Origin of the sequence: Microcystis sp. M109S1, assembly GCF_020247025.1 — a bacterium.
GTDB lineage: Bacteria > Cyanobacteriota > Cyanobacteriia > Cyanobacteriales > Microcystaceae > Microcystis.
This window is the reverse complement of record NZ_JADBRW010000107.1, coordinates 1-4,812: the sequence shown is the minus strand read 5'-3', so window position 1 is coordinate 4,812 and position 4,812 is coordinate 1. Positions and strand designations below refer to the sequence as shown.

The 4,812-nt window shown below is 39.3% G+C and carries 1 protein-coding gene and 3 pseudogenes; 1 reads left to right on the top strand and 3 read right to left on the bottom strand.

What is annotated here, in order from left to right:
* Positions 1-135: 135 nt before the first annotated feature.
* Both IM322_RS05145 and alr read right to left on the bottom strand, forming a co-directional pair.
* Positions 136-297: pseudogene (locus tag IM322_RS05145) on the bottom strand (cytochrome P450); the annotation flags it as partial.
* 209 nt (positions 298-506) lie between these two features.
* Positions 507-1,703, bottom strand: coding sequence for an alanine racemase (gene alr, locus IM322_RS05140; protein WP_287676307.1), 1,197 nt, complete (start codon positions 1,701-1,703; stop codon positions 507-509).
* A 168-nt stretch (positions 1,704-1,871) separates the two neighbouring features.
* On the opposite strand from alr, the pseudogene IM322_RS05135 reads away from it, so the two are divergent.
* Positions 1,872-2,750, top strand: a pseudogene (locus tag IM322_RS05135) (RNA-guided endonuclease TnpB family protein); the annotation flags it as partial.
* Positions 2,751-2,986: 236 nt separating this feature from the next.
* Here IM322_RS05135 and IM322_RS05130 read toward each other — a convergent pair.
* A pseudogene (locus IM322_RS05130) lies at positions 2,987-4,553 on the bottom strand (IS1634 family transposase).
* Positions 4,554-4,812: the final 259 nt, after the last annotated feature.

Genomic DNA, 4,812 nt, shown 5'->3' with positions numbered 1-4,812 from the left:
AGGCCGAATTTGAAGTCTTTTCTGAACGAAACCCCTTACTATCTGTTGTCAAGGTTCAGTTTTTAGCTTGGTTATCGCTTTTTCCATTGTAGCTTAAAGCCGTCCTAAAAGGACGGGGTTTTAACCCAAATTTTCGATAATCGTGGGACTGCCAAAAATATGAGTGCGGAAAAGTTGACCATATTTATTATGACGTTTACTGGCAAAATCTCGATCGGTCAAAAAAGCGATTGTTTCTCCTAATAGGGGTAATCCAAAACTGCCGGGGGGTAAGGGTAAATCGTTGCTTATAGTCATCGCTGCCTCTAGGGTAAAACTAATCAGTTGCCGTCGATTAACCCTGTTTATTCTAACCTAAAGCGCCAGAGAATTCATCCCCTAATCTAGACTGGCAATGATCACACTTGACAACGGTAAGTGCCTAAGCAAAGTTAATTACACATTTCACCAGTCATTCAACAGTGAGAATTGCCGCCAATTGACATTTTTTAAGATCACCGCCATAATTACCCATTGCTAATAGTAATTCGCGGCAAACGATGCTTAAAACCGCAGAGAATTTCCCAGGATATCGTACCTAAATCCCGCGCCCAATCGTCGGCGGTGATGCACTGTGGGCCGTCTTTACCGATAAGTGTGACGATTTCCCCTGTTTTTACGTCCGGAATCTCGCTCACGTCAATCATTAACTGATCCATGGTTATCGCGCCGATTTGGGGTACTAAACGTCCTCTCAGGGATACTTTTAAACGATTGGAGAGATTGCGGGGAATTCCATCCGCGTAACCGATACCGACCACAGCAATACGAGTGTCTTTTGCCGCTATGTACTGATGACCATAGCTCACTCCCGAACCGGCGGCAATAGTTTTGACTTGGGCAATGCGCGCTTTTACTTGCAGGACGGGTTGCAAAGGGACTTTATCGGTGAGATGATTGGCAGGATAAAGACCGTAGAGAGCTAATCCGACTCTAACTCGATCGTAGTGCAGAGATCGATCGCTTAGAGTAGCGGCAGAGTTAGCTAAATGCAGACAGGGGGGATGATAACCTTTTGATCTTAGCTCGGCGATCGCTTGTTGGAATCTTTGCCGTTGTAACTGCATGATTTCGGGATTGGGATCGTCAGCCGTGGCAAAATGGGAGTATATACTGGCAATTTTCAGGTTAGAAGCCTCTAAAACCTGTTCGACGAATTTTGTACCGTTTTGCCATGGTGTACCTAAGCGAGACATCCCCGTATCTAGTTTGATATGAACCGGCAGCCGCTGCTCTAAGCGTCTCATAACGGTGGCAAAAATTTGCACCTGTTCGATTTGTACCAGGGTGGGCTGCAATTGCCAATGGGCTAAGGCTGCCACTTCTTCCGGGGTATTCACTGCCCCTAAAATCATAATTGGGGCAACGATTCCCGCTTCCCGTAGTTCGATACCTTCCCCAATAGTCGCGATGGCTAAAGATTGCGCTCCGGCTTCTAAAACGCTGTTAGCCACCTTAACTGCCCCGTGTCCGTAAGCATCAGCTTTAATTACCGCCATTAATTCCGTTTTTGGGGCTAATAAGGCCTTGACTTTTCGCACGTTTTGTTGTAATGCCGAGCGATCGATCTCTACCCAAGCACGATAGCGAATTACTTCCGACAATTGATAATCATGACGGTTTTTGGGCGGATTGATAATTTTTGGTTCTATGCTAAACGTCACTCGCTCACTCCTTTGCACACATTACCCAATTTATCACAGATGTCGGGGTGAAGATCCTCGTACTGAAGGGATGAAACCCCGACCAGAATAGAACCGCAAAGCACGATTAAATCCTTGACAGTTTAGCCTAGCATAGTTTACCCTAGCAGATATAGTTTGATAAGTAAGATGTTAAAAGCGTTTAAGTACAGAATCTATCCGACCAGTGAGCAATCAGTTTTGCTTGCCAAGTCGTTTGGCTGTGCTAGATGGTTTTACAATTACTCTCTAAACTTGACATCTGAAACTTACAAGCAAACTGGAAAAGGATTAAGCAGAGACGAAATAATTAAGCTGCTGCCTTCCCTAAAAAAAGAGTATGAGTGGTTAAGCGAAGTACCATCGCAGGTATTACAACAAGCAGCTTTAAATCTTTCTAGTGCTTTCCTTAACTTTTTTGAAGGTAGAGCTAAATATCCTAACTTCAAGAAAAAGCAAAATAGGCAGTCGATTAGATTTCCTCAACACTGTAAGTTAAAAAATGATGTTTTGGTATTGCCTAAAATTGGTGAAGTCCATTGCAAAGTTTCACGGCAACCAGAGGGAAACTTAAAGTCTGTTACGGTTTCAGTTAATCCATCAGGAGAATATTTCGCATCTTGTCTCTATGATGATGGTCAGGATTTACCCCAAAAATCATCAGAAGGAAAAGCTGTCGGGATAGACGTTGGACTAACCCATTTTGCTATTACATCAGATGGGACTAAACACGGGAATCCTCAATACTATCGTAAGTACGAACAGAGATTAGCGAGGAGACAAAAGAAACTTAGTCGCCAGCAAAAAGGGTCTAACAACCGAAATAAAGCTAGAGTTAAAGTGGCTAAAGTTCACTCTAAAATCGTTCGTTGTCGTGAAGATTTTCTGCACAAACTAAGTCGTAAATTAGTTGACGAAAACCAAGTCATAGTGGTAGAAAATCTGGCAGTCAGAAACATGGTCAAAAACCAGAAACTAGCCAAATCAATTAGTGATGCTGGTTGGGGTCAATTCTGTACCATGTTAAAACCCACATTCCGCACTTCAAACACACTTCAAAATGTAGTATGAGCAAAATATGATGGAAGTCACACCCAAAAATGAAACCAAACCGAAATTTAAGCAAGCCTCAAGAATTTACTGAAAGTGAAACTTGTTAAAAACTTAAATTTAAACAGGATAAAACTCAAGTGATATTATCATGACTCATAACACTTTGTTTTTGATTAATCTTGATTTTCTGGAAATTTAGCAACTAGATTGGCTTAGTTGATGAGATAATATTTTTGACAATTAATCGAAAAATATTGAAGAATATTAAGAATTTTATCAGTTAAATTGCTAACCATCTTTTCCCCATTAATTACCACCACATGGATTCCTTGTAATTCTTGAAATATCCATCTCATTGTCGGTCTATTTATCAGTTTTCCTAATTGATTTTTAATCATTTCTCCGCGACTCTGTAGTTCGTTCCTGAGCTTTCTTTGCCCAATGCTATAAACTAACAAACATAATCCCATTAACATTCCCATTGTTTCAATTCTTTGAGGGGTTTTCAAAAATACACTATCGGCTAAAAATAAGGGGTCTTTGAGAAACCGAAAACCCCGTTCACAAGATTGTTGCGCTTTGTATTCCCTGAGCATTTCTTCTGATGATAATTCTTCCGTATTTAGCACATTGGTAGCTATAATAAACTTGCCTGCTTTAGCGATTTCTTGGGCGATTACTGCCGAGTTTTCTTGGATAATTCCTGGGCAATTACTGACTTCTTTTTTTTGCTTATTTAACTTTTGCTTATATTCTATCCCAGCAATGTAATGATATTTTAGTTGCTTCGTAAATTGTTTGACTTCAGCTTTAAGTTCAGCCAGAGTAACTGCTTCCCTGCCATTTGCTCAACTGTTTCTCTATTTGTTCCCTTTCTTTTTTCACTTTTTTCTCTATTTTTTCTTCCTCGGCTTTTTGTCTCATTTCACTTAATACTATTAGCCATCTTTGCTTAACCCCGTGATAATTAACTTCTTGCTCCTTATACTTATATCGACTATCTTCGCTCATTCTTAACTCGTATTCTGGAACATTTGTAATAATTTCTTGGGCTTTTTTGCTTGTTACTGGAACCCGCGTTAGCCATTTAGTCTTTCCTAATCTATGTAAGTTCTTGGCTGTATATAAAGCACTATCTGCTACATAGATTGTTGACCAATTCAGATTACTTTGACACTTCTCAATTAGTTCACCAAAGATAGTTTTATCTGATTCATTTCCCGACCCGATTCTCATTAATAGTGGAACATCCCCATCACTACTTACCATCAAATCAATCATAAATTGCTTCAAATCTGGACGACGCTCTCTTGAATATCCGTGAGTTATTTCGATACTTCCCTTTCCTCCTTCTTCTAATTTATATTCTCCCTCAACCGATATTGAACTCGCATCTAAATGACTATATTTTGTGTTAATTTGATATTTTTCAACTACTTTCAGAGATATATTTATCCATAATTTCTCTAGAGAATATCTCCAGATTTCATCCATTACTCTCCCAATTTTATACTCATTTATTTCCTCGGCTTTGATTCCTTCTCCCAGTAGCTCTTCTCCGGGTTTATTAGCAAAAAATTGAGGAAATAAATCCAAGGGTTTCGAGATAAAATCTAATCCATTGATAATTATTCCTTTGACTATTTGACCCGCCGTTACTTTTTCGAACCTATCTATTCCTACAGCCTCATTCACAATACTTTCTATTTCTAATTCATCAATCAGACCTGCCACTAATCCCAAATGGTCTAAGTTTTTGATTTCTATTTCTGCTCTCATTTTAGTCAACGATGTTTCCTTTCTTTTCCCTTTATTATCTCATTATTCTCTCTTTGAAGTAGTCCCACAGGAACGATACTTTGTTAACTTTTGTGTCTTTTTTGTAGCAATTATGTTCGGCTCTTCGGTAATTGTTATGCAAATAATTAACTTAAAATAAAATTCGATGAGAGTGCCTACGCCTAAAAGTAGCTGAAATCTATACAGGGAGACACTTAAGGCACAAATAGGTTAATACCAAAAGATAGACAATTGAGTT